Source organism: Rummeliibacillus sp. JY-2-4R (assembly GCF_053847205.1).
The window spans coordinates 233,932-258,991 of sequence record NZ_CM132623.1 but is presented as its reverse complement, the minus strand read 5'-3'; the positions used below and the strand labels follow the sequence as shown (position 1 = coordinate 258,991).

Genomic DNA, 25,060 nt, shown 5'->3' with positions numbered 1-25,060 from the left:
AAGGACGTCCTTCTCTTTTTGCTTTATTAAATTCAGAAGGAGGCAACCAATGACGCGTTTTTCAACTAATAAGCTGACAATGCTTGCGATTACTGCATTCTTACTTATCTTTATAGAAGCTACATTCTTTCAAAATGGCAGTATTATGTTTGCGATAATGGGTGCTTTTTTCATTTATATAAGCATGCGCAAAAGACGGAAATGGCTTTTTTGGATTGGCGTATTTTGTATAGCGATTACGTTACTAAGCATGTGGAGTTTGCGCATTATCGTTGTGGTAACCCTAATCTATGTATTATGGCAAATGAAAAAAGGCGATCCGATACATATTTCATTTGCAAAACCAGTTTCTAAACATGCTTCTAGTCACCCAATTAAAAACTACTTATTTTCATTTCAAAGTACACCAATACAGTCATATGAATGGCATGATGTGCATATTCAAAGTTTTGTAGGTAACTTGCATATTGATACAACTCAAACTGTATTACCAAAGGGCGCTTCGCTTATTTCTATTCGGCAAGGATTTGGAAAAGTTCAGATTATTGTCCCTTACGAAGTTCCTATCCGTTTGCATTACAACACGTTTGTTGGTGAGGCAAAATGCTTTGGAACAACATTTCCACGTATTTGGCACGATACCCTTTCGCTTCGTGACGGATATGAAAATATTGAAGAAGCAAGCTCTGAACTAATTATCACAGTTTCATCATTTTTTGGAGATGTTGAGGTGATTCGCCAATGACGAAATTTTTGACGCGAGTCATAAGCATTTTCTTCTTTGAAATAATTATCTTAGCTACGATTTTCATAATCCTTTACGGTACACATTTAACTGATTGGGCCTTTCTTTGGGAGACTAATTATTGGCGTTTACCAATCATCCTTTTATTTTTGATTTTACTATTCATATTCAGCATTTGTATCACAGTTTGGAGTATGCTCTTAGTTCAGCAAAAAGAGCGACAATTTTTACAAGCATTACAATACGTCTTAAAAAACGACAATATTCCCCCGGAAATAATTGTAGATCCTAGTGTACAAAAAACATTAAACGACACAAAAGAATTAATCAGTACACAACGAAAAAGTCTCCAAAAATTAACAAATGAAAAAGCAAGCAATCAAGATCAAATCATACAAGAGCAAATTATTCAGGAGAGACAACGATTAGCAAGAGAACTCCATGACTCCGTCTCGCAACAATTATTTGCTGCATCTATGCTGCTTTCAACAGTCAACGAAACTGTACCTGAAGAGATACCTGAATTCACAAAAAATACACTTGCACAAACTGAACAAATTATTCAACAGGCACAACTTGAAATGCGAGCACTCTTACTTCACCTTCGACCTGTTGCGTTGAATAATAAATCAATAACACAAGGCATTGAGGACCTACTCGTTGAGCTACAACAAAAAGTGGCCTTTTCGATTAAGTATCGTTTGGAAAAAGTCCATCTATCCAAAGGTGCTGAGGATCACTTATTCCGAATTGCACAAGAAACTCTCTCCAATACCTTGCGACATGCAAAAGCAACGGAATTAGAGTTATTACTAGTTGAACGAAATGAGCGTGTTATCTTTCGGATACAAGATAACGGTATTGGCTTTACGAAAGTTGATGAAAAAGCAGGATCTTATGGCTTGCATAATATAGAAGAACGCGCAGTTGAAATTGGAGGAACGTGTAAAATTATTTCTGTCCCATCACAAGGTACAGTAGTTGAAATTCAAATTCCGGTAGAGAAGGAGCTATTACAAAATGATACGGATTCTATTAGCTGATGATCATGAAATGGTACGTATTGGTGTTTCTGCATATTTACAAGCACAACCTGATATGGAGGTTGTGGCAGAGGCAGAAAATGGCGAAAAAGCTGTTGAATTAGCACTAAAACATCGACCAGACATTATTTTAATGGATATGGTGATGCCCATAATGACAGGAGCTGAAGCAACAGAAGCAATTATTAAACAATGGCCCGAAGCTAAAATCATGATTGTCACTAGTTTCTTAGATGATGATAAAGTATATCCTGCACTAGAAGCTGGCGCTATCAGCTATCTACTCAAAACAACTAATGCTAGACAAATTGCTGATGCTATTCGCAACACATATAATGGTCAGCCTGTTTTGGAACCTGAAGTCACCAATAAAATGATGCAACGTATGCGTCACAAGGATAAACCGCTTCACGAAGATCTAACAGACCGTGAACATGAAATCCTTCTATTAATGGCCCAAGGAAAAAACAATCAAGATATTGCAAACGAATTATTTATCGCATTAAAAACCGTCAAAACACATGTAAGTAATATTCTTTCCAAATTAGAAGTACAAGACCGCACACAAGCAGTCGTTTATGCATTTAACCATGAACTCGTCCCTACTAAATGATAAAAACCGCTTAAAACTAGTGGTTTTTTCCTTTCTATTTCCAGTTTATAAAAGTATTTTCAGATATATGTAAAATTAATGAGTAAAATAAACCTTTTTACGGATTCAAATTCTCTCGAAATCATGAAATAATTTTATAAATAGGATAATAGAATGAAAGGGTTACTATGGAAAATATCGGAACTATCATTAAATCTGAGCGGATTAAACGACACATTACCCAAAAAGCCTTGGCCGAAAATATTTGTTCTACATCTTACCTAAGTAAAATTGAAAGGGGCAAACAAATACCACAAGATGAAGTAATGAATGCCCTAATCAATCGTCTACAAATTAACTTAGAACATTACATTCATGTAGATGAAGAACAATTTATGAGTGATAGCTATAATGAAATTAATCGTGTTATTTTAAAAAATGATTGCGTCGAAATGAAAAAAACAATTGATCACTATCTTTCCATGAATTTGGAATTTAAAAAAATTGAAAATTTCTACTCTTTTAATTTAAGACTATTTCATCTATATCTTTTAGCGGATGTCCCACTCTCAGAAATTGATACATTTCGAGATGCTTTTTCTACAGTAGAAGAAAAATTAAATAATTCCCAAAAATTCATTTATTATATAAACTGTTATCTATATTGCAAACGTCAAAAAAAATTCCAAGACGGACTATCTTACTTAGAAAAAGCTGGATTATTATTACCGAAAGTTCCACTAAAGAAGGATGAAAAAGCTAGATATTATTGTATGCTTAGCACGGTCTATTATCAATTGCATCAAACAATAAATGCAATTAAATACGCGCAACTAGCATTGAAACTATTCACTGAATTACAACATCCTCAACAAATGGTTAATTGTACCATTCAGTTAAGCCTATGCTATATCCAAAATGGACATTATAGTACCGCTTTAGAAAAGCTTGATGAATGCTATGAAGTATGTTCTAAATACAATTTGGCTGAGAACCATGGAGCTATTTACCAAAATATTGGTAATGTCTATGCATGTGAAGGCGATTCTAGGGGTGCCATTTCTTATTTTCGAAAAAGTTTAGCTGTCGAAACTGCACCTTTACGGATTCTTATTACAATTCATTCAATGGTTAAAGAATATTCCAAGCTCAAAAGAACAACGTGTGTAGAAACATGGTGTGAAAAAGGATTACAGTTGATAGAAAATTCCCATTTACAACAGGAGGCAATCGAGTTCTTCTATCATTTTTCTATCTATAAAATTATTCACCATATTATTGACTTTGACGAGGATCTTATTTCAAGTTGCATTGACTATTTCCGACAAATAAAGGACTACAAAAATGTTTATAAATATGCGACATTACTTGGTAATCTGTTATGTAAAAATGAGGAGTATCAAAAGGCTACTTACTATTATCAAATAGCAAATGATGTGGTATATACTATTGAAAATATCCAGGGGTGGGAAGATTTATCATAGTAGAAAACATTATTTAACAGTTGTATCATTATAACCCCCAAAGCTTGACTCTATTTGTCATAGCTTTGGGGGTTATTATATGTTCGTTTATTTAACTATTGGTACATTGACAATAACCTTAAATAAATCACCGTCTATTGAAATATCCATTGTTCCACCATGTAATTCTACAATAGATTGCGCAATAGCAAGGCCAAGTCCAGATCCATCTGTATGACGAGATGCATCTGCTCGTTTAAAGCGTTCAAATAATTCATCTACATTTTGATTACCAAGCTCGTATTTTGCAATGTTTTTAATCACAAACTGTGCCTGATCACCCACTCGTTCTAATGAGATATACACTCGCGTTCCTTCCAGGGTGTATTTCAACGCATTATTAATAAGATTGTCTAGTACACGCCACCATTTCTGACCGTCAACATAAGCCATTAAAGGTTCATCTGTTATTTGGATACGGAAATCCATCGTGGCTTTCTCCATATTATCTTCTTGTTCTCCTAATGCTTGTAGCAACAATTGATTTAAATTGACTTTTTGCTTTTGCAATTCGATATTGCCAGAAGCCATTTTAGAAACTTCAAACAAATCTTCAATGAGCGTTTTAAGGCGCTGTGATTTTCTATCTAAAATTTCTACGTAACTTTTCCGCTCATCCTCTGTTAACTCTGGATTTTTCAATAAATCAGTATACGTAATAATTGACGTAAGCGGTGTTCGTAAATCGTGACTTACATTTGTAATGAGCTCTGTTTTCAAACGTTCACTTTTCGCCTGCTCCGTTAATGAAATGCGAACGCCTTCTCGCAATCGATTTAAATTTGCAGCATGCTTGGCTAATACAGATTTACCACGCACCGCAATCTCGCTATTCAATCGTCCTTCTAGCATATCTTCAGTTAGCTTCATGATACTATTTAAATAGCCCATGCGACGTAAGAAAATAATAATTGTAGGAAGTGCTACAACAACGAATAAGAATAGATAAATAAGCAATAATCGACCATCGTAAAACGCACCTACTACTCCAACGCCCGCTAAAAATATTATGACTAATAATGCCACTGATTGGAGCCCAATACTCATTGATAAAAATAGATTGCTAATATCTTGAGCTATACGTAAAGTAACTGACTTTTTATATTGAATGATTCGTTTTTCTTCTGTATCCATATCTTCAATTATCGAAAGTAACTGCATCACCGCAAACCAAGTAAGAAGATACAATATAGCAGTAGCTATGACAAGTACAGCTACAAATGAAAACAGATTATGTAAATATCCGAGAGCTAGATGATCCGAAATAATGAACAAGTTAGTCATTATGCCAAATCCATTAATGATTAAGCAAATCGCTCGAATATCAATTGGCCATTTTCGAATAATACGCAACAAAGAATGGTTATTTTTCATTTCTAATTTAAATGGTCTTTTGAAGAATAATACTACTAGGGACAATAAACTTAAAATCCATACACACATTAAAAATATTTGGCGGAATTTAAAATCTTTATATTCCTGATAGAATCCAGAATTCGTAAATGCTGACTTTAAAATTAAGATTTCCCCTGTATACTGATGCCTTGGATTCTGCACTATATCTTCTATATTAAATGAAATTTTATTGTCATCTACTGCTGAATAATAGTTGTTTTCAATAGTTGATGTTTGCAATGCATTTTGGTTCTTATTATATTTTCGAGTATAAACTGTAGGGTCTTGTAAATAATGTCCTGAAGTAAAGGTTTGGCCTGTTTGTAAATCAGTTAATTCATAGGCAAAATAACCATATTGATCGAGGAAATTCTGTTTTTGATCCGCTATATATTTTTCATATTGTTCAATTTCCTCTTCTTTTATCTTCATGATTTTACGAGATACATAGTCCTCATCTTCAAAGTTCTTTGTAATATCTCTTATCTTTTTATCTCGCTCATTAATCAGGGCTTTTTCCACAGACGTTGCTTTTGAGGTTCTTGCTTCTTCAATTTTATCAGTATATTGCGCATTGATATTAGTAATTTGTTCACTTAAGCTTCCATAATAAGTACGATATTGCTCTATTTCTGATTTTGACACTCTAATATTCTTTTTTGCTAAGGTTACATCTATAGGGTTTAGTATAAGCGGTCCCAGTTGATTGGTAAAACTATCATATTCTGATTGAAAAATATCTGACTCGAAGAAATTTTTCATAAAATATCGACTACCGTATTCCCAAAATGTAAAACCACCAATCAGAATCATACAGATTAAGGAAAGTAGTATAGTGTTTTTAGACTTCCTCATGCTACACTCCCCCCATCGTACGTGTTAGTTTTGCAAATGACTCGACATAGCTAAAGTCCATTACATGAAATATAAAACTTAAGCAATACAGTAAACTACAGAATGCTAAAATGAGGGCGATAATTGACCATATGAATGAACTATGCTTTTTCAATTTTGTAGCCAATTCCCCACACCACCTTTAAGTATCTCGGATTTTTTGGATCAACCTCTATTTTTTCACGAATTTTCCTTATATGTACGGCCACGATATTATCCGCATTATAGGCTTGTTCATTCCACACGCGCTCATATATTTCTTCAATAGAAAATACTCTACCCGCATTTGTTAGTAACAGCTCTGTTATGTTATATTCGATTTTCGTTAATTTAATTGGTTCTCCATCTAGCAATACTGTCTTGGCATCAGAATCTAAAGATAATCCTCCAACTGTCACTTTTCCCTGTTGCTCACTGTATGTTCCTAACTTTACATAACGACGTAACTGTGATTTCACGCGTGCCATTAACTCTAAAGGATGGAAGGGCTTTGTTACATAATCATCTGCTCCGACCGATAGTCCATGAATTTTATCTGAATCCTCTACTTTTGCGCTCAACATGATAATTGGGATATTACGTTCTTCTCGTATTTTAAATGTTGTTTGAATGCCATCTAATTCTGGCATCATAATATCTAAAATGATTAAATGTACTTCATGTTCCATTAATTGTTCGATAGCTTCCATGCCATTTGCTGCTTTCAGAACGTTATATCCTTCATTTTCCAAGTAAATCTCGATGCCATCTCGAATTTCTTGATCATCATCTGTCACTAAAATTGTATATGTTGTCACTTTTTACACTCCCTTCGTTTCTCTTATGGGTATCATTTTACAGATTAAATCTTAAAAAGTAATGAGGATAAAAATGAAGAATTTCTTAAGAATTTTTGTGAGGCTACATTTTGTATAGCATTCAGTAATTATTCTTCCAAAAGTTATCCACAAAAAAAACTGCTTTAATGTCTTATTTGCCATTTAAAACAGTTTTTCCACATAGTTATTCACTGTTGCTTTTAATTGTGGATTATTTTTTCTCTGTCCACTCATATATTCTGTAAGCTTGAGGATATACTTTTCTTCAATTATAATGATGCAAAGGAGGCCGAGCGCTATGTACAAAACCATTGTGGATACTGCGAAGGATATCTCAATGCCAGAACATCAAGTGATGCGTTATGTTTTAGAAGGCCGCATTCGTGCAGTTTATGATGGAGAACAGTTATTGATTAGTAGTGATCAATTCGATCGATACTACGAGCAGCTAGAAAGAATAAAAGAAGAAATTGAAATATGGAAAAATACACCCATCCCTGAGGATATTGATATTAAAGACGAAGACTAAATATAAGAGGCATACTAAAAGTTAGGAATACTTAACTTTTGGTATGCCTCTTATTGAATCACAATGAGTAGAAAGATTAATTCAACAATTGCACAACATATGAAAATAAAACAAACTTCGATTTTAAGAAATATCCAAATAATGTTTCTACCGTTATTCACAAACTTGTGCGCTACTTTTAAATTGATTCAATACCCCTATCGAAATCAACACCACTCGCAGTCATTTTTTCAATCCATATTGATAAAGTGAAACTTCAATCAGTGGGGTTCCCCCGCTGATTGTTAGTTGAACCAATCGGGCATTTACGGGCAGTTATCCCACACCTATGCTTCTTCGAATTTTCTATAGCCTCGCAGTTAGTCTTACTGCCCGTTAATGCGGAATATCACAAAAACAGGAATTTCCATCCAAATACCAAATGTAAAAATAATAAAACTACAATGATTAAAAGCAAAAAGAAGTTCTTTTTTTAAAACACTCTTATAAGCTTTAAAGTACAACCCTAACCATATCCCTCTTTTACTTTCTTATTTATTATGTATCAGTAGGCGTCTTTTATATAAGAAGCATAAGCTCGTCAGGGGTGCTAATTTGTTCACTAAATATTAAGACACTATTAGCAACCCACTACGATTATATAATATGAATGAAGAATATTTAAGAACACTAGGAATGAGTGCAATATTAAATTGAAACGACTACTGGTGCTTTTACTAACATGTCTGCATAGTCTTCCACCATAACACTAGCTGTAGGGAACATGCCTGCTCCTGGCCCCACAAGTGTAAGTGTACCGATATAATTTGTATCAAGTGCTACTGCGTTATTAACTCCTTCTATAGAATAGAGCGGATGATCTGGCCCCATCAATTGTGGACCCACTGTGGCAATGATTTTACCTGTTGCTTCATCTTTGCGTACATCAGCAATATGGCGATACCGTAATCCTTTTGCCTTGGCTTCTTCTACTTGTTCGGCAGTAATTCCATCGATTCCAACCACATCAACATCATCCCAATTCGGCTGTTCCCCAAATGCTAGTGCACTTAAAATCATTAACTTACGGAATGGATCTTGACCAGAAATATCATTATATGGATCAGCTTCTGCATAACCTAACTTCTGTGCATCTTTTAGTGCTTCATTAAATGGCATGCCTTCACTGCGCATTTGAGTTAGGATGTAGTTTGAAGTGCCATTTAGGATTCCTTGAATATGGCTAACTTTGTTTACACGTAGAATATTTTGCATTGTTTTGATCACAGGTACCCCACCAGCAACAGTAGCTTCAAAGCCAACTTGCACTCCAAATTGTTTTGCTTTTTCTTGTAAAGCTAAACCATATTTTGAGAACATCACTTTGTTCGCTGTAATAATGTTGCAACCTTTTTTGATTGCTTGAGATAAATAGCTATACGCTGGTTCTTCGCCAACGATAGCCTCAAATACAACCTCTAAGTTTGGAATTGCTAAAACATCCTCAAAATTATCTGTTAGTAATTCTTTTGGTGCATGCGGGCGTGGTTTGTTCACATTATTTACGAGAATTTTAGCGATTTCGATATCCACACCTAAAGTGTTTTTAAAGTATTCACGCTTCTCATTGACAATACGAAGAATACCTTGGCCAACCGTTCCAAAACCTAAAATTGCCACCTTCACTGCCGTCATGTTTCTCGCCTCCAAATTTTTTCTTTCTTATATTGTAGAATTGCTTTTTTCAGGTTCATCCTATCCACGTGAAGCTCTTCTTAAGCTTGATGAATAATACTAAACTAAAACGCTATTAAAAAAACTGAATAATTTTACTTATTGATGATTTTAGACTACCTACGGACAGATTACAAGGAAAATCTTTCTCAGAAAGACAATTGTTTTTTCTAGGAGGTCATGAAAAGCGCTTACAACGTTGATTTAATGGAATTTTCTGATTAGTAGGAGATTAAAAATAATTTTAATACACTTTTGAAAAGAAAAGAGTGACTGCCATAAAAGCGTCACTCTTTCATATAGTTGAAACTGACTATATTCTTTTATCCCGCATTAACTGGCTTTTGCCTCCCACCTCAAGGCTTTAAAGAACTTGAAGAAGCAGCGGTTGAGATAACTGCCCGTAAAAACCCGATCGGTGAGATACAGTGAAACTTACCGATGCGTTAGCAGAGGTTTAGTTGAACTAATCGACAGTAGAACGGGACTAACAATTAGTGGGGTATGGCCAACTAAAACCGCCACGTCAATCACAACGTTGGCACTGATACCTCCTGTACGTCAGAAAACCCCCACTAATTAAAGTTTCGCTTTATTTCGCAGTTGCTTTTGTGTTTACTTTTGCAAACGCAGTTTCTAATGCATTGATAATATCTTCTGCTGCTTCTAAACCAATGGATAGGCGTACTAATTCTTCGGGAACACCTGCTTTTTTAAGTTCTTCAGCATTCAATTGTTGATGTGTTGTAGATGCTGGGTGAATGATTAATGAACGTGCATCCCCAACATTTGCAACATGGGAGAATAATTCAATATTGTCGATTAACTGACGCCCCGCATCACGGCCCCCTTTGATACCAAATGTAAGTACAGAGCCGAAACCATTTTTTAAGTATTTTTTAGCAAGTGATGCAAATTCGCTGTCATCAAATCCGTTATAATGTACCCATTCAACTTGGTCATTAGATTGAAGATATTCTGCTACTTTGCGTGCATTTTCATTGTGATATGGAACACGTAAATGAAGTGTTTCTAAACCTTGTAATAGATTGAATGCTGCATCTGGGCTAAGTGTTGGTCCAAAGTCACGTAGTAATTGAACGCGTAAACGAGTTGCGAAAGCTGCATCACTCGTATCAATACCATAGCGTAAACCATGATAAGATGCATCTGGCTCAGTGTAATCAGGGAATTTTCCACGGGTCCAATCAAATTTACCGGCATCCACTACTACACCAGCAATTGTTGTACCATGACCACCAATCCATTTCGTTGCAGAATGAACAACGATATCTGCACCAAATTCGATTGGATTGCAACCTACAGGTGAAGCAAATGTATTGTCAATAATTAATGGAATTTCATGTTTGTGTGCAATTTCTGCTAATGCTTCAATATCTACAATTGAAAGACTTGGGTTACCAATTGTTTCAGCATAAATTGCTTTTGTATTTTCATTGATTGCTGCTTCAAATTCTGCATTGTTTTTTTCATCAACAAATGTCGTTGTAATGCCATAGCGAGGCAATGTATTTGCAAATAGATTGTAAGTACCACCATAAATACTAGCTGCTGAAACAATATGATCGCCAGCGCGAGCAATGTTTAAAATTGAAAATGCAATAGCTGCCATACCTGAAGAAAGGGCAACTGCTGCTGTACCACCTTCTAGCAATGCGATACGTTTCTCAAAAACATCTACAGTTGGATTCATAATACGAGAATAGATATTACCTGGTTCTTCAAGTGCAAATAATTTACGGGCATGTTCAGAATCCTTGAATTTGTATGCTGTTGTGCGATACACAGGAACGGCAATTGCTCCTGTTGTTGGATCAGGTGTTTGACCACCATGTACTGCTAAAGTCTCTTTACGTAATTCTGTCATTGATAATTCCTCCTAAAATTTAAATGTGATAGATGGAAAACGGAGGTGTGTAAAAGGGTTTCTATAAAAAGAAAAACCCTTCTTCACGTAAGAAGAGGGTTAAATTTAGCATTATCCTCCCCTTATCTCTCAGATCCGATGTGAACCTGTAGGAATTAGCACCTTGGTAAACGGTATGTTACTGGTTGCTGGGCATCGCAGGGCCTATCCCTCCGCCGCTCTTGATAAAGGTTATTTGGTTTTTATTCCATCTTATTGAAGTAAGTATAGAAGAATACTAGGATAAAAGTCAAGATTTTTCTGAATTTTTTAAATAACAAAATTAGCAGAGATGCAATTTTGAGTAAAATCCCGTATAGTAGAGATGAAACTTACCATATAAGGAGCTGACATTTAAGAATGGTTAAAGAATTATTACGCAGTCATACATCAGTTCGAAAATATACAGGCGAAAAAATTCCAAAAGATGTTGTGAGAGATTTAGTTGAAACTGCTCAAATGGCAGCAACATCACATTTTATCCAAGCATATAGTGTAATCTGGGTATCCGATGAAGAAAAGCAACAAAAACTTGGTGTTCTATCCAATAATGAATTTCAATTCCAAACAGCAGGAGCTGCTTTCTTGTTTTGTGTAGATTTTAAACGTCTTCAATCTGCGGGTAAAAAACAAGGTGTAGAAATTGTTGCTGATTCTGCAGAAAATCTTTTGGCCGGTGTTGCAGATGTTGCCATATTCGCACAAAACTTTGTTATTGCAGCAGAATCAAAAGGATATGGTATTTGCTATATCGGCGGTGCACGCAACAAACCTGCTGAAATTAGTGATTTATTCGATTTACCTGATTACGTTTTCCCACTATTTGCAATGACTATTGGTACACCAACAAAACGAAACGAAACAAAACCTCGTCTTCCTTTAGATGCAGTTTTGCACGAAAATAGCTATAACGTAGAAAAGTATGACCAACTATTAGATGAATACGATACACTCTTAGAAAAATATTATGAAAGTCGTTCTTCTAATAAGAAATCAGCCAATTGGACTAAACAAATGGCCGATTATCTAATTGAACAACGCCGACCATATATGAAAGAATTCCTAGCAAGCAAAGGATTTACTTGGAAGTAACATAATTCATTTCGAACATAAATCATCATAAAGAAAGAGCCACGAAAAGTGTTTAGTCTTTTCGTGGCTCTCTTTTAATTTGTGGGTACAAGACAAGCTTGCTTTTCTTTTTATTTACTTTCAATACCTGCAATTGTCATTTCTTTAACAGGTAAAAAGACATCATTAGAATTCAAATAGGTTACTACTACTTGGTCACCCTCTTTTAAATAAACTGCAAGAGGAGCTGCTTCTGAGCTAACAATATAGTTTTCTTTGTTGTCTAATAGGAATGAGATGGTAGTGAAATCCCCACTCTTCTCTTTGTAAACACGGACAACTTTACCTTTTGCCGTTTTTTCTTCATTTGAAGAACTACTATTTAAAGAGCTGCTCTTCGAACGGTTAATAATTGTTTTATATTGTCTTAATGCCTCATTTGGCGTAGCTGCTGAAACAGAAAGCTCTGGGCTTGCTGCTGAAACTATTGAATAATTTTGTAAGAAGCCATTCGAGTCAAGCACTGGTACTAACCAACTTGCTTCACCATAAAAGTTATAAATAATTGGCATAGCAGCTTGCCACTTTTTCTCGATGAATTTCTTTTCGAGAATTTGTATAGCGCCTTGTGAATCCATATATGCTTCTTGCTTGTTTCCTGAATAGTACGTAGCTTGGCCTGTTCTAGCATTCGTCAATGAATAACCGAGCATAGAATCTACGCCTTTTTTAGGACTTGTGAAATCCGTGAAGTAAAACATTGTTCCATTTTCATCAAATACTGGACTAACATTTGCTTCTGTTCCTTCATCTGAAGGTAATTTGACATCTTTTTTGCCAAAGATACTATTCAAATAACCATGGACGTATTTTCCAAAATATTCATTTTGGCGACTTACAGCTTCTGGAGAAATTGCACCATCGATAAATTCAGGTACATCCTTTAATTCATATGTTTTAGAATCTCCTGTTTCTGCATCAATCATAACAATCCCTTTTGGGTCAAAGCCGTTACGTCCAGATATAAATGTCCCATAAGTACGGATATAATATGGCTTTCCATCATCATTAACCTCTAATTGTGCATCACCATAGAAGATTTCCTTCGTATTTGCTAATCTCATATGACGTTCCACATTGTTATTTAAATAGGCTGAGGTTGTATACACCATCGGCGAACTAACAAATTTAGGATTGTCAGACGAATTAGTCGCACTCATCATCAAATAACCAGGAGATTCTTTCCCTTTCATCCATTTAAAGAAATCAGAGAATTCAACAGGTGCAATATAAACGTATTCACCTTTTACTTTTTGGATTTGTAGATTGCCTAATTCATAGTAACTTGTATTTGGTACTTGGCTAAATGCCTTCTTCATTTTATTGCGGGCAAACTTTGGTGGTACGCTTGCAGGCGTTTTTGTATCATCAAACGCCTTTAGCTCAACTTTCTTTGCCATCTCTGCTGATTGGTATTTTTGATTTGCATTAAAAAGTGGAGCTGCTAAAAGATAAGCTCCAAACACTAAACTTGCCAAAGCTATGATTCCCTTAATCTTTCTTTCATTTCCATTAGATAAAAGTGTACCTATTATTGAAATTACAAGAAGTGCTGGCCATAGTCCCGACCAGTTTTGATCAGTTTTTGTAATATAAAAACCTACTGCTGCAATAATTAAAACTAAGATAAAAATAGCAATAACCATTTGTAACTTAAACTTTGTCTTATAATCACCATCAGGCGTTTTGCTCGTTAGAGGTACGATTAATATAGTCGCTACAATTGCGATAACCGCTGACATGATTAACGTCGTTGTCATATTTACTCATCCTTTCTCATATTTAAGATACGACTCTAAACTTGAGAAGTTTCATTTATTTTTACTTATGAATTATTGTTTCAAAATTTATTGGGTATAAATTATAAAGAATATTGCATAAAGAAAATGTTAGACGATTCCTTACATCTAGTTATTAATTAGTCATATCTGTATTATTGTCGCATTTTGTAATGTAAAAATAAAAGCATTAATGATATTTTTTAGAATTGAGCTAAGGAAGTTTTAGATATACTTTATTTTCTTTACAATACACTTGTTAAAATATTCCGTAGTTCGAAGGAAAGTGTTAGAATTATGACAATGGTTTAAATTTAAGGAGGATTCACAAAAATGAGAGAAACGGTCATCGAACGATTAACTCGTTACGCTAAAATTGATACTCAATCTAACGAAGAAAGCCAAACAACGCCTTCTACAGAAAAGCAATGGGATTTACTACGTGTATTAGAAATTGAATTAAAAGAAATTGGTATGGAAGAAGTTTCAGTTGATGAAAATGGCTATTTATTTGCAACATTACCTGCAAACTCTGAAAAGGAATTACCAACCATTGGCTTTTTAGCTCATGTTGATACAGCAACTGACTATACTGGTACAAATGTAAATCCTCAGCGTCATGACAATTATGATGGTGGCGATATTCAACTGAATGCTGATGTTGTTTTATCACCAAAGAATTCACCTGAATTAGCAAACTATGTTGGTCAAACACTGATCACAACAGATGGTACAACATTACTTGGTGCTGATGATAAAGCAGGAATCGTAGAAATTATGACTGCTATGGAATACTTGATTCAACATCCAGAAGTAAAACACGGCAAAATCCGTGTAGGGTTTACTCCTGATGAAGAAATTGGACGTGGTCCTCACAAATTTGATGTTGAGCGTTTTAATGCTGATTATGCTTACACAATGGATGGTGGTCCTCTTGGAGAGCTTCAATATGAAAGCTTTAATGCTGCTGCAGCTAAAGTAACAACTCGCGGTACGAATGTTCATCCAGGCTCTGCTAAGGGTAAAATGGTCAATTCTATTACAATGGCCATTAAATTCCAAGAAATGATGCCTAAAGAAGCTGTTCCGGAAGCAACAGAAGATCATGAAGGTTTCATCCATCTTATGTATTTTAAAGGTGAAATTGAAAACACTACTCTTTCATACATTATTCGTGACCATAATCGCGAAGCATTCGAAGCAAAAAAAGCTCTATTTAAAGAAGCTGAAAAAGCAATCAAAGCGGAGTACGGTGAAGATGCTATAACTGTTGAACTATCAGACCAATATTACAATATGGCAGAAAAAATCCTACCTGTTAAAGAAATTGTTGACATTGCACAAAAGGCAATGGAAAATTTAGATATAAAACCTTTAATTTTACCAATCCGTGGCGGTACTGATGGCTCTCAATTATCATACATGGGACTTCCAACGCCTAATATCTTCGCTGGTGGCGAAAATATGCATGGTAAATATGAATATGTATCTGCTGAAACAATGGTCAAAGCTACAGAAGTAATCATAGAAATCGTTCAATTGTTTGAGCAAAAAGCATAATAATTGGTAACGAATAAGTAGGTGACCTTTTGAAAGAAATAGCAATCGGTATTTTTGCCTCATTATTTTTTGCTGTTACGTTTATTTTGAACCATTCGATGGAATTAGAAGGTGGAAGCTGGTTATGGAGTTCTTCATTGCGCTATTTCTTCATGCTTCCCTTTTTAATCATCATTGTTGCATCACGTAAAGGTCTGTCTGCTGTAAAAGGTGAAATCAAGGCAAAGCCCAAAGCTTGGCTACTTTGGAGTTTTGTAGGCTTTGTACTCTTTTATGCACCGCTTACATTTGCAGCAGCATATGGACCAGGTTGGCTTGTATCGGGAACTTGGCAATTTACAATTGTTGCAGGTGTATTATTAGCGCCCTTTTTTGTCCAATATGTTAATGGCTTTGCGGTTCGTCAAAAAATACCGCTTATTTCTTTATTTATTTCTAGCATTATTTTAGTAGGTATTATTTTAATACAGATGCCAAGCGCAAATAATGTATCACTGGAAAGCTTATTTTTAGGTATATTTCCTGTTATCATTGCAGCATTTGCATATCCACTTGGAAACCGCAAGATGATGGAAGTTTGCGATGGCCGCGTAGATACATTCCAAAGGGTACTTGGAATGACCATTGCTTCTATGCCTGCATGGATTATTATTGCAATCTATGCACTTTCAACAGTTGGACTTCCATCTGTTAGCCAATTAATTCAATCATTAATCGTCGGTATTAGCTCTGGTGTTATCGCAACGGTCTTATTCTTCGTTGCTACAGATCGAGTACGTTATGATCAAGGTAAACTTGCTGCTGTAGAAGCAACACAATCTGCAGAAATTTTATTTGTTATTCTAGGAGAAATGTTGCTTTTAGGAGTTCCCCTACCTGCACCACTTGCACTTGTTGGAATAGCTGTTATTATTATCGGAATGTCACTACACAGCTATCACACTATGTTGTTAAAGAAAAAGAGTAGTGTTATCATACATGCTTCATCAGATGATAGTGTTCAAGAATAGAAGAAATTAATTGTCCGAAAGCCAAAAAACTTTTCGGGCAATTTTTTTGTAAAACAAAAACGATAAGATTGAAATCTTATCGCTAAGTGTCTTATCTCGTATTCCTAAATTTTTTGAGGGGGGTTTAGGAATATCATTATTGATCAGCTAAGTTTTGGAGAAAAGTAGCTAATTTAATCCTGCTCTACTTGCAAATTAAGAGGAGGTTTTTCTCTCTATATGACAATGATAATCATTATCAATTATATTGTCAATACTTTCAACTATTCTTTTAGAAAATTGCATATTTAATGTATATTAATAAACAAGGGGTGATAAGATGAGTTCTTTATCTAGAGATCAAATACAACAACTACAATCCTACAGTATCTATTTAGACGATTCCGCTAATACTATCTTTAACCTAAAACAATTACATAACGATGAGTTCTTGCCTGATTTTATAACACTTATTAAGACAATCAGCCAAGTTGACTCTGAAACAATCGCGTTATCATATTTTACACGTCGTTACGGAATGTTCATCGCTATGCAATTTTACATGCTGACAATGTATGACGAGTTTTGGGATGGTCCAATTGATCATTTAAAGTTTGGTATCAAAGAGGAATTTGGCAACAAAGCCTTATGTATGTTTACAAATTCAGCAGATTGGCAATGGGTTGATGAAGATAAACGAGAAGAAACCTTTAGAAAAATATTAAATGGTTGCCATACAATTTTCGTTCAGCTTCGTAAAATTACGTCTATTTCCCCAAAACTAATGTGGGAAAATGTATTTGGATATATGTTATGGCATTTTCACGTTTTATTTTCTAACCCTGGAACAAGTGATCAGGCTCAAACTGATATTGGGTTATTAGAAGATGATTCACTATGGTCTTCTTTTGCAAAACACTCCTATTTTAAAAGCTATACAGGTGGCGAGCATCCTTCCAAACTAATCCATATCCCTGTTCGAAAGACATGTTGTTTTTCTAAGGATATCCCTGGATGGATGCAGTGTGGATTTTGCCCTTTGAAGTAAATTCTCGTCATTTTAATATTCCCAATAAGTGTGTACGAATGCCTATTTTAGTAAAAAATAAAACCACTAAAATGTAGGCTCATTGCCTTTACATTTTTCAGTAATTGCAGTAAAATACTCATAACAAAAACTTTCCTTTAGGAAACATTATTTCAAATACAACACTTTTGGGAACGGAGGAAAATTATGAGTAAACAAATCGAACACTCTACACGCTCTAAGTTTAATCACCTATCTGCTAACGATGTTCTAACTGGCAAAACACATGGGATTAAGAGCATCCTTCCTTTCTTAGGCCCCGCTTTTATTGCAGCTGTTGCTTATATAGATCCAGGAAATTTTGCTACGAATATTACCGCAGGCTCTGAATATGGTTATTTGCTGTTATGGGTTATTGCCTTTTCAAATTTAATGGCAGTATTAATCCAATCATTATCTGCAAAACTTGGGATTGCAACGGGTAAAAACCTACCTGAAGTTGCGCGAGAAAACTTCTCTAAAAAAACATCCATTCTACTTTGGATTCAGGCAGAACTCGTCATTATGGCTACGGACTTAGCAGAGTTTATCGGCGCAGCGCTAGGTATGTATTTATTGTTTAATATTCCTATGCTACCTGCTGCACTTATTACAGCTGTTGGTTCATTCGCCATTTTAGAACTTCAACGACGTGGTGTACGCGCATTTGAAGCAGGAATATCTGCTATGGTCTTGATGGTTGTTCTGGCATTCGCATTACAAACGTTTTTAGCACATCCTGATGCTAGCTCAATTGCTGCAGGATTTATTCCACAATTTAAGGATGTAAATTCTGTTTTACTTGCAACTGGAATTTTAGGAGCTACTGTGATGCCACATGCCATTTATTTGCATTCATCACTAACTCAACACCGCGTTGTTGGTCGTAACGAAGAAGAAAAACGGAAAATTTTCAAATTTGAATTCATCGATATTTTAATAGCAATGGTTATTGCAGGTGCCATCAATATGAGCATGTTAATCATCGCAGCTGCAGTATTTCACACTAAAGGGATGAATGTTGAAGATTTAGATATAGCCTTTCATTCACTGGGTAATATGGTCGGACCCATGGCATCTATTTCGTTTGGATTGGGCCTTTTAATCGCAGGTTTAGCAAGCTCTTCTGTTGGTACTTTATCCGGGGACGTTGTGATGCAAGGATTTATAAACAAACATATCAACATCTATTTAAGAAGAGCCATTACAATGATTCCTCCACTTTTAATCATTGCATTTGGTGCCAATGCGACAAAAGCACTTGTATGGAGCCAAGTAATCTTATCCTTTGGGATTGCATTCGCATTAATTCCACTAATCATGTTCACAAGTAATAAGAAAATTATGGGTGGGCTTGTTAATCATAAGATAACAACTATATTGGGATGGATTGTTGCAGCAATTGTAGTCTGCCTGAATATCTATCTCCTGATTCAAACAGCAATTGGTGCATAATATTGAAGTCGTTGAACACACTACCTTTAAACAAGGAGGCGTGATACGATGAATAAAGACTCATTGCCAAAAGATAAAAAGAAGTTCGTGGATATGGACTATAGGGATCGTCCTGATATGTTAGATTCAGAAAATATCAGCATTTATGATTTACATGAAGATATGCACACTGTCGATTCGATCCCAATGGAATCACAAGCTATGGGGCTCGAGAACGAAGCCAAAGATGCCAAGTATGACGGCAAATGGTCATAGAAATAGTAACTATTTGTGGAAGACTCATTACTCTTTAGAGGGATTGAGTCTTCCTTTTATTTTCAGCTGATTGTTGTAATTTTGATTTACCTTTTTCCAGTATTGATGCCTATAGATTTTAGGAAATCTTCAATATTAATTTCGGTTCAATTAAAAAAGAGTAGCATTTAGCTACTCTTCTTAAAATTCTATTTTCCCTCGACTAATTGTTGTCCAATGGTTTCGCATGCTTCAAAGAATAGTTTTACAAAGCCTTCACGATCTACGCTATGTAAAACCTTTGCATTAGGTGTTTTTCCCGTTTTGTGCATGTAGTCTACAATGGTTGCGCCTTGTGTAAGGCGACCTTCTAATTCTATTTCCACAAAGTAATCGTCACCTTTAAAAATTTGCGGCGCAACTAATACTGCAACTGCACAAACATCATGCACACGAATCTGTTCTGAATAATGTGGCGCATAGAATGGTGTTTGCGATTGTGTAAATGTATAGAATTTCATCATATCTGCGCACTTTTCTGCAAATGGTGTACCTTGTGTACGAAGCTCTTTCATCTCATCACGAGTAATGTACGCTTTATGTGTTACATCTAATCCGCTCATTACGATTGGTACACCTGAACGGAAGACAAGTTCTGCTGCATGCGGATCAACATAAGCATTGAATTCTGCAGTTGTAGACGTATTGCCTCCAACAGCTGCTCCACCCATCCAAGAAATCAATTTAATCTTCTCTTTTACTTCTGGGTGAGCAAGTAATAGTGCACCAATATTCGTTAAAGGACCTGTTGCAATAATGACTACAGGCTCTTCACTATCAAGTAAAGTTTCATACATAGCTGTAATAGCTGGACGTTTACTTTCTTTTAGAATAGGATCAGCCCATTTTACATTACCTAGTCCTCCCTCACCATGAACATAATCGGCTATTTCTTGAGAACGGAAAATAGGTTGATTCAAACCACGAGCTACTTCTACGTCTTGTCCTATATATGTTAAAAAGCTTAAGGCATTATAGGTAGTTTTATCAGTTGTCACATTTCCTGCCTCTGTTGTGACAAGCAAAATATCTAGTTCTGGACGAGAAAAGGCTAATGTTAACATCATTGCATCGTCTATTCCTGGATCACAGTCTATTATTACAGGTGTTTTGTTCATAAATTCTACTCCTCACGAAGGCTGTCTAGAGTGTAACTAGAGACAACATCAATCAATTATCTTTTCTTTTGTCATTGTATCGTTTTTCAGGAAAATTTTCATCTTAACTATTTTCTATACATAACAAACCATTTGCCATCTATTTCAAACATATCTGTTCCAAGAAAGCCCTCTTTTAATAATTGTTGTTGACCTGTTGTATCAGTCATTAACAAAGCTCGAGCTTCTGTGAAATGAGGATCTACTTCATGAAGATTTTTAAAGAAAATATAGCGTAATTTATGGCCATATTTTTCTTTTAGCCCTTTGACTTGTTGACCTTGAGAAAATTTATCTTTTAAGCTTGGAATATTCATCGGTTTTACAGTTGAACAAATATAATCATATTTACTAAGATCAATTTGTTCCATAATAATTTGAGCCATTTTTTTCTGTAAGCCATATCCTCGATATCGAGGTGATACATTGGAAATTTCCTGATATAATACGCGCGACAATTCTTCTTCAGAGAGTCCACAATCTCTTCCTAAATGTTCATCGTCAATCGGTGGCTCAAGTAACGCTCTAAATGCAATTATTTCTTCTCCTACATATATGCCAATCATTAGACCATGACCATCTAAAATGTAGGTGAATTCTTCTTCGCTAAGAGGTTGTAATGTATTTTCATCAGATAATGCTTCTATTACTTCTGTTTGTAATTTCTCAAGTTGAGGTAATTGTGCCAATGTTAAAACCTTCACTTTATATGGTGTTTCACCAAGATACCCTTGTGCAATATAAGTCATCTAATAACATCCTCCTAGCGAACCATGCATGAATAACGGCAAAGTTCTTGTATTACTTCTTCATCAACATCTACACCTAAACCTGGACGATCATTTAAACAAATAAATGGAACGTCATACTGTAGATTTCCAACATCTTTAGAGAATTTAAGTGGTCCTGTCAGTTCAACACTCTTCATGATTTTCTTAGAAAACGCTACGTGGAAACCAGCTGCAGAACCGATTGAAGATTCTACCATCGAACCAACTTGGCATTCGATTCCAGCCATTTCGGCCATATTCGCTAACTTCATCGCAGGATAAATACCGCCACATTTCATTAATTTAATATTCACTTTATCTGCTGCACGTTTCGCAATAATTTCGCGCATTTCTTTTATACCATGTAATCCTTCATCAATCATTAACGTTACATCTGTTTTCGATTTAACTTCAACCATGGCATCAATATCATCTGCATCAACAGGTTGTTCTAGCCAATCTAAATTGACGTTACGTAATGCACGTAAACCTTTTAAAGTAGTAGAGGCATTATGCCATCCTTGGTTGACATCTACGCGAATATCAATATCTTCTCCTACTTTTTCACGCACAGCTTGGATTCGCTCTACGTCTTTCATAACTTCTGTACCGACTTTCATCTTAAATGAACGATACCCCATGGCTACACGTTCAGCTGCTTCACTTGCCATCTTTTCAGGAGTTCCAATACTTAATACATGTGTAATTGGGAATTTTTCATGGTAACGGCCACCGATTAATTGATAAACAGGGACATTTAACTTTTTACCTGCTAGATCAAAGCAAGCAATATCAATTGCCGCTTTAGCAGCTGGTACTTGATACACTGTTTTGTTCATCATGTCATGGATTTTCTCAAATTCCATTGGGTTTTGGCCAATTATTGCTGGAACTAATTGGTTCTTTAATACGGCATATGTGCTTTCCCATGTTTCGCCTGTTACATGTTCATCTGGTACTGCTTCCCCATAGCCAATGATACCTTCATCAGTTGTCATTTTCACAATGATAGAAGGCATTGTGTTATACGTATCGTAACTAATAATAAATGGTTCAATTAACGGTAATTCTATTGCATAAATTTCAACTTCAGTTATTTTCATGTCTTAGCACTCTTTTCTTTACAAATTAATTTCTGATTGATATATTGTCGTTAAATAGTCGTTATTGATGTTAAAAAAATAGAAAAGGAATTAATCGAATGTCTACTAAAATTGCAGTCATAAGTTCTCTTGCCTTTAGAGACCGTTTAATAAGTATTGCACAAGAAGTGGAGAATATCCAATTAGAATTTTACATCTATAAGTCTCCAGAAGAAACACCTAAATTGATGAAACAAGTTAAACCATGCGATGTATTGTTATTGTCAGGTACATTACCTTATTTATATGCAAAGCCATTATTAGCAAATTGGCCAATTCCATGGACATATTTACGCCAAGATGAATTTGCTATCTCTACTTCTATACTATCTGTATTTGCAAATTTTAATATACAGCTATCTCAAATTTCGATAGATGTGATGAATTCACAACATGTCCTAAATGTCATGAATGATATTCTTTATAAAGGGAGAGAACCATTTGTTCAAGAAATTCATATAGAAAAATCTTTTGATGATATCTTCCTACATCATAAACAATTATGGCAAGAAGGCAAAGTCAAATTTGTCATCACTAGTATCCATAGTGTATACGATGCTCTTGCTAAAGAAGGTATTCCAGCTATGCGAATGCATGATTCTAAAAGTTCAATTATCCATCGTTTAGAACAGACTAAAGCATTGTCCCAAATGACAAAGTCTGAATCTGCAAAGGCGGTTGTTGGTATGTTAGAACTTCTCGGTCCAGAAAACCGCCATGAAGTTATTTTACAACAAATCGCGACAGCTACTCATGCTTCCTATCAAAAAATAGATGCTCAACATTATGAGCTGTTTACTACATTAGGCCATATCCAAAATGCTTTTCAACAAAATTTATTCGAATCATTTAGTGATTCTTCAGAACATCCCATTAAACTCACATTCGGCTATGGTAGTTCTATAGTAGAGGCTCAAAATAACGCACGGAAAGCATTAGAATTTGCAACACCGAACGCTATTTTCGTCATGAATGAAAACAAAGAATTGCAAGGTCCATTTCCGGAGAAAACAACAATGCTTGCATTACAAACAAGGGATCCCTATGTGCTACACATGGCAAAAGAAACAAAGTTGAGTCCACTTAATATTTCGAAGATCATGGCGTTTAGCATATCTAGAAAGTCTATACAATTCACTGCTCCTGATTTAGCAGAATACTTACAAGTTACTAGAAGAACTACTGAACGCATTTTAAAAAAGTTAGTTGAACATGGCTATGCCAAAGTTGTAGGAGAAGAGATGTCATATCAGCAAGGGCGGCCTCGCGCAATATACGAGCTAAACTTTCCAACTTATAATTAAAGTATCAATTTCAAATAAAAAACCATCTAACTAATCAAAGTTAGATGGTTTAATTTTGTTATTTAATTGGGGATTTGGCTAATACTGCAGCCAAAACTTTCGAAGCATCTAACAATGCCTCGTGACTAAATGTCATTTTGGGGTGATGTAATCCTGGGGAAAGGTTTGCACCAATCCCAATCATGGTTGCCTTCAACTCTGGTTTTTTTACTGTGTAAAAATGGAAATCATCACTGCCTGGTGTTATGACTGGTGGAGCTAAATGTTCTTCTCCTAATGTTTCAATAATTGCTTGCTCTGCCATTTTTGCTGCTTCATCTGAGACTTCAGCTCCTGGAGTAAAGTCAACCCACTTCCAACGAAGGTCAATATTGAATTGTTGTTGGATTGAATTTAGACCATGCTCAATTTTTCCTTGAAGCTCTTTTAAAACCCCATTTTTTTGCGCACGAATATCCATCGTGAATTTTGCAGCACCTGGAATAATATTTATACTACCGCCATCAGCCAGGATTTTTGTTAGTTTAGCCGAATGTGCTTCAAATGGTGAAATATAGATACTTTTAATCATTTGATGAATACTCATGACTACATCAATTGCATTTTGCCCTTGGTGTGGTCTTGCACCATGAGCATCCGTGCCATGTACTTCCCCTTCAAGGAAAATTGCTGCACCATGATGAATCGCTGGTGAAATCTTCCCTAACTTCAATTCTTCGATTGGTCTTAGATGGACCCCAAATAGATGTGAAACCCCATCTACTGCCCCATGTTCAAATGCAGCAACTGCACCATTTCCTAGCTCTTCTGCTGGCTGGAAGATAAACCTTACTTTATGTGTTAACGGCTGATCTTTTAAGCGTAATAATGCGCCGAGTACCATCGACATATTACCATCATGCCCGCAAGAATGATTAGCTCTCCATTCACCGTCTACTTCTTGCCACAACGCATCAATATCAGCACGGACTGCAACAATTTCGTCCCCTTCTCCAATCTCTGCAACTAGACCAGGTACATCCCCAAATAATCGATAGGAAATATGTAAATCATCTAAAATACTTGCAATTTTCTTTGTTGTTTCATGTTCCTTCCAGCTTATTTCTGGATGTTCATGAAAGTAATCGAACCATTCAAGGATTTGTTCATCGACTGTCATTTCATCACCTCAATACATTTGCTTTTCATCATACTCCAAAACTTTTGCTTTTACCAAAGAATCTTCCAATTGAGCC

Annotated in this window: 21 protein-coding genes and 1 riboswitch; of the genes, 12 read left to right on the top strand and 9 right to left on the bottom strand. The window is 35.5% G+C overall.

The window, feature by feature from the left end; genetic code table 11:
• Positions 1 to 49 precede the first annotated feature (49 nt).
• The 4 genes from liaF to ACWV26_RS01235 all read left to right on the top strand — a co-directional run bounded on the left by liaF (position 50) and on the right by ACWV26_RS01235 (position 3,864).
• The gene (liaF, locus tag ACWV26_RS01250) at positions 50 to 745 is read left to right on the top strand and encodes a cell wall-active antibiotics response protein LiaF (protein WP_455896583.1); all 696 of its coding nucleotides are present in this window, start codon (positions 50 to 52) and stop codon (positions 743 to 745) included.
• Positions 742 to 1,788 carry a sensor histidine kinase gene (locus ACWV26_RS01245; protein WP_455896582.1) on the top strand — a complete coding sequence of 349 codons (1,047 nt, stop codon included), beginning with the start codon at positions 742 to 744 and terminating at the stop codon, positions 1,786 to 1,788. The genes liaF and ACWV26_RS01245 overlap by 4 nt, the downstream gene beginning before the upstream one ends.
• Entirely contained in the window at positions 1,766 to 2,401 is a 636-nt protein-coding gene (locus tag ACWV26_RS01240) for a response regulator (RefSeq protein WP_455896581.1), read from the top strand. The genes ACWV26_RS01245 and ACWV26_RS01240 overlap by 23 nt, the downstream gene beginning before the upstream one ends.
• Before the next feature lie 167 nt (positions 2,402 to 2,568).
• Complete coding sequence (locus tag ACWV26_RS01235) at positions 2,569 to 3,864, top strand: helix-turn-helix domain-containing protein (RefSeq protein WP_455896580.1); 1,296 nt, start codon at positions 2,569 to 2,571, stop codon at positions 3,862 to 3,864.
• A gap of 87 nt (positions 3,865 to 3,951) precedes the next feature.
• On the opposite strand, the gene ACWV26_RS01230 is transcribed toward ACWV26_RS01235, so the two are convergent.
• Both ACWV26_RS01230 and ACWV26_RS01225 read right to left on the bottom strand, forming a co-directional pair.
• A complete protein-coding gene (locus ACWV26_RS01230; RefSeq protein WP_455896579.1) occupies positions 3,952 to 6,153 on the bottom strand; it encodes a sensor histidine kinase in 2,202 nt (733 codons plus the stop codon).
• A 140-nt stretch (positions 6,154 to 6,293) separates the two neighbouring features.
• Positions 6,294 to 6,989, bottom strand: a complete 696-nt coding sequence (locus ACWV26_RS01225; protein ID WP_455896578.1) for a response regulator transcription factor — start codon at positions 6,987 to 6,989, stop codon at positions 6,294 to 6,296.
• A gap of 319 nt (positions 6,990 to 7,308) precedes the next feature.
• Between ACWV26_RS01225 and ACWV26_RS01220 the strand changes: the two genes are divergently transcribed.
• Positions 7,309 to 7,539 carry a DNA-binding protein gene (locus ACWV26_RS01220; protein WP_455896577.1) on the top strand — a complete coding sequence of 77 codons (231 nt, stop codon included), beginning with the start codon at positions 7,309 to 7,311 and terminating at the stop codon, positions 7,537 to 7,539.
• Positions 7,540 to 8,226: 687 nt separating this feature from the next.
• Here ACWV26_RS01220 and ACWV26_RS01215 read toward each other — a convergent pair.
• Both ACWV26_RS01215 and ACWV26_RS01210 read right to left on the bottom strand, forming a co-directional pair.
• Positions 8,227 to 9,213, bottom strand: coding sequence for a homoserine dehydrogenase (locus ACWV26_RS01215; RefSeq protein ID WP_455896576.1), 987 nt, complete (start codon positions 9,211 to 9,213; stop codon positions 8,227 to 8,229).
• Positions 9,214 to 9,844: 631 nt separating this feature from the next.
• Entirely contained in the window at positions 9,845 to 11,140 is a 1,296-nt protein-coding gene (locus tag ACWV26_RS01210) for an O-acetylhomoserine aminocarboxypropyltransferase/cysteine synthase family protein (protein WP_455896575.1), read from the bottom strand.
• Between the two features lie 119 nt (positions 11,141 to 11,259).
• Positions 11,260 to 11,371, bottom strand: a riboswitch (SAM riboswitch).
• A 168-nt stretch (positions 11,372 to 11,539) separates the two neighbouring features.
• On the opposite strand from ACWV26_RS01210, the gene ACWV26_RS01205 reads away from it, so the two are divergent.
• Positions 11,540 to 12,271, top strand: coding sequence for an NADPH-dependent oxidoreductase (locus ACWV26_RS01205; RefSeq protein WP_455896574.1), 732 nt, complete (start codon positions 11,540 to 11,542; stop codon positions 12,269 to 12,271).
• 110 nt (positions 12,272 to 12,381) lie between these two features.
• Here the strand turns inward: ACWV26_RS01205 and ACWV26_RS01200 are convergent, their stop codons facing one another.
• Positions 12,382 to 14,070 (bottom strand): hypothetical protein, encoded by a 1,689-nt coding sequence (locus ACWV26_RS01200; protein WP_455896573.1) that lies wholly within the window; start codon positions 14,068 to 14,070, stop codon positions 12,382 to 12,384.
• Positions 14,071 to 14,421: 351 nt separating this feature from the next.
• Between ACWV26_RS01200 and pepT the strand changes: the two genes are divergently transcribed.
• The 5 genes from pepT (at position 14,422) to ACWV26_RS01175 (ending at position 19,413) form a co-directional block, all read left to right on the top strand.
• A complete protein-coding gene (gene pepT / locus ACWV26_RS01195; RefSeq protein ID WP_455896572.1) occupies positions 14,422 to 15,648 on the top strand; it encodes a peptidase T in 1,227 nt (408 codons plus the stop codon).
• Between the two features lie 29 nt (positions 15,649 to 15,677).
• On the top strand, positions 15,678 to 16,658 hold the full coding sequence (locus ACWV26_RS01190; RefSeq protein WP_455896571.1) for a DMT family transporter: 981 nt from the start codon (positions 15,678 to 15,680) through the stop codon (positions 16,656 to 16,658).
• A 319-nt stretch (positions 16,659 to 16,977) separates the two neighbouring features.
• Positions 16,978 to 17,685, top strand: coding sequence for a Fe-S oxidoreductase (locus ACWV26_RS01185; protein WP_455896570.1), 708 nt, complete (start codon positions 16,978 to 16,980; stop codon positions 17,683 to 17,685).
• 186 nt (positions 17,686 to 17,871) lie between these two features.
• On the top strand, positions 17,872 to 19,158 hold the full coding sequence (locus ACWV26_RS01180; RefSeq protein WP_455896569.1) for an Nramp family divalent metal transporter: 1,287 nt from the start codon (positions 17,872 to 17,874) through the stop codon (positions 19,156 to 19,158).
• Between the two features lie 48 nt (positions 19,159 to 19,206).
• Positions 19,207 to 19,413, top strand: coding sequence for a hypothetical protein (locus ACWV26_RS01175; RefSeq protein ID WP_455896568.1), 207 nt, complete (start codon positions 19,207 to 19,209; stop codon positions 19,411 to 19,413).
• 188 nt (positions 19,414 to 19,601) lie between these two features.
• Here the strand turns inward: ACWV26_RS01175 and ACWV26_RS01170 are convergent, their stop codons facing one another.
• From ACWV26_RS01170 to ACWV26_RS01160, 3 genes are all read right to left on the bottom strand, one after another.
• Positions 19,602 to 20,570, bottom strand: a complete 969-nt coding sequence (locus ACWV26_RS01170; RefSeq protein ID WP_455896567.1) for a nucleoside hydrolase — start codon at positions 20,568 to 20,570, stop codon at positions 19,602 to 19,604.
• A gap of 107 nt (positions 20,571 to 20,677) precedes the next feature.
• Positions 20,678 to 21,358, bottom strand: a complete 681-nt coding sequence (locus tag ACWV26_RS01165) for a GNAT family N-acetyltransferase (protein WP_455896566.1) — start codon at positions 21,356 to 21,358, stop codon at positions 20,678 to 20,680.
• Positions 21,359 to 21,372: 14 nt separating this feature from the next.
• Positions 21,373 to 22,482, bottom strand: coding sequence for a mandelate racemase/muconate lactonizing enzyme family protein (locus tag ACWV26_RS01160; protein ID WP_455896565.1), 1,110 nt, complete (start codon positions 22,480 to 22,482; stop codon positions 21,373 to 21,375).
• 98 nt (positions 22,483 to 22,580) lie between these two features.
• Between ACWV26_RS01160 and ACWV26_RS01155 the strand changes: the two genes are divergently transcribed.
• Positions 22,581 to 23,825: a hypothetical protein gene (locus tag ACWV26_RS01155; protein ID WP_455896564.1), complete on the top strand. Its 1,245-nt coding sequence runs from the start codon at positions 22,581 to 22,583 to the stop codon at positions 23,823 to 23,825.
• Positions 23,826 to 23,883: 58 nt separating this feature from the next.
• On the opposite strand, the gene ACWV26_RS01150 is transcribed toward ACWV26_RS01155, so the two are convergent.
• The gene (locus tag ACWV26_RS01150) at positions 23,884 to 24,984 is read right to left on the bottom strand and encodes an amidohydrolase (RefSeq protein WP_455896563.1); all 1,101 of its coding nucleotides are present in this window, start codon (positions 24,982 to 24,984) and stop codon (positions 23,884 to 23,886) included.
• Between the last annotated feature and the right edge of the window lie 76 nt (positions 24,985 to 25,060).